Origin of the sequence: Streptomyces canus 299MFChir4.1, from assembly GCF_000383615.1 — a bacterium.
GTDB classification, from domain to species: Bacteria; Actinomycetota; Actinomycetes; order Streptomycetales; family Streptomycetaceae; genus Streptomyces; species Streptomyces canus_C.
In genome coordinates this window covers 1-1,240 of sequence record NZ_KB911695.1, presented here as the reverse complement: position 1 = coordinate 1,240, position 1,240 = coordinate 1, and the positions used below count along the sequence as shown (strand labels likewise).

Below are 1,240 nucleotides of genomic sequence, written 5' to 3'. Positions count from 1 at the left end.
GTCGCCCGCCCGGACCCTCGAACAGCTTCGAGTTCGCCTGCCTGACGAGGACCATCCGGAAGATCAACCCTGACAGTTATTCAGAATCAAGCCCCGGGAAAGATCGACAACTGTCAGATCGGGGTGTTCGCCGCCTACGCCACCAGCTCGGGTCGGGCCCTGGTCGACCGGGACCTCTACCTGCCGAAAGCCTGGACCTCCGACCGCGAGCGCTGCCAGGCGGCGAAGATCCCCGGCGAACGGGGCTTTGCCATCAAGGGAGAACTGGCCCGGAACATCGTCCGTCGATGCCTCGTCGGCGGTCTGCCCGCCGCGTGGGTCACTGCGGACGAAGCCTATGGGCAGGACTGGCATCTCAGCCGTCTGCTCGAACAACTTGCCGTCGGTATGTGGTCGCGGTGCCCAAGTCCCAGCAGATCAAGTCCCTGGCCGGTATCTGGCGCATTGACCAGCTCATCGAGGGCGCCCCTGCCGATGCCTGGCAGTGGCTGTCCCGCGGCGACGGCGCGAGGGGCCCGCGCGTCCACGACTGGGCCGTGGCAAGCTTCCCGCCAACCTGATCTTCGACCCCGATCCGCCCACCCATCACCGCTGGGCAATGGCCCGCCGCGGCCTGTCCGATCCCGGTGATCTTGCCTACTACCTCGGCTACGCACCCCTCGGTATCGAGTTGGCCGCGCTGGTCCGGGTCGCCGGCTCTCGCTGAGCGATCGAGGAGTGCTTCCAGGCGGCGAAGAACGAGTGTGGCCTCGATGAGTACGAGGTCCGCCGCTACGTCGGCCGGTACCGGCACATCACCCTGGCGATCCTCGCCCATGCCTTCCTGGCCGCACTCGCAGTCCAGGCCGGCGACGCCGCAAAGGGGGCTGCAGAAACGGCCTGGAAACTCTCGGCCCACCAGTTGCGGCGGCACTTACCGGCTCCGCGCTCGGCGGTGGATTCGAAATCGCTCTAGCCGCCCACCACCGGGTCGGCCTCGACGCCCCGACCGTTCGCTGGCAGCTCGGCGAGCGCACCATGGGCATCCTTCCTGCAGGCGGCGGCACCGTGCGCTCGGCGCGGATGCTCGGCATGGCCACCACTCTGCGTGAGACCGTCGGCGAAGGCGTCGCCTACACGCCCCGCTGGGCTCTGCACCGGGGACTCGTGTCGGCGTACGGACTTCTCTCCCCGGTCGCGTACGGGTGAACGTCCCCAGTTGTCAGGCCACTTCGGTCTCTCGCTCGATGGCCTGGAGGCG

General features: G+C 68.1%; 1 protein-coding gene and 1 pseudogene. Both read left to right on the top strand.

Annotated features, from left to right (window positions below; all coding sequences use genetic code 11):
• Positions 1-96 precede the first annotated feature (96 nt).
• A pseudogene (locus H293_RS62100) lies at positions 97-877 on the top strand (IS701 family transposase); the annotation flags it as partial.
• Between the two features lie 2 nt (positions 878-879).
• Complete coding sequence (locus H293_RS56960) at positions 880-1,188, top strand: enoyl-CoA hydratase-related protein (RefSeq protein WP_078612969.1); 309 nt, start codon at positions 880-882, stop codon at positions 1,186-1,188.
• The last annotated feature ends 52 nt before the right edge of the window (positions 1,189-1,240 follow it).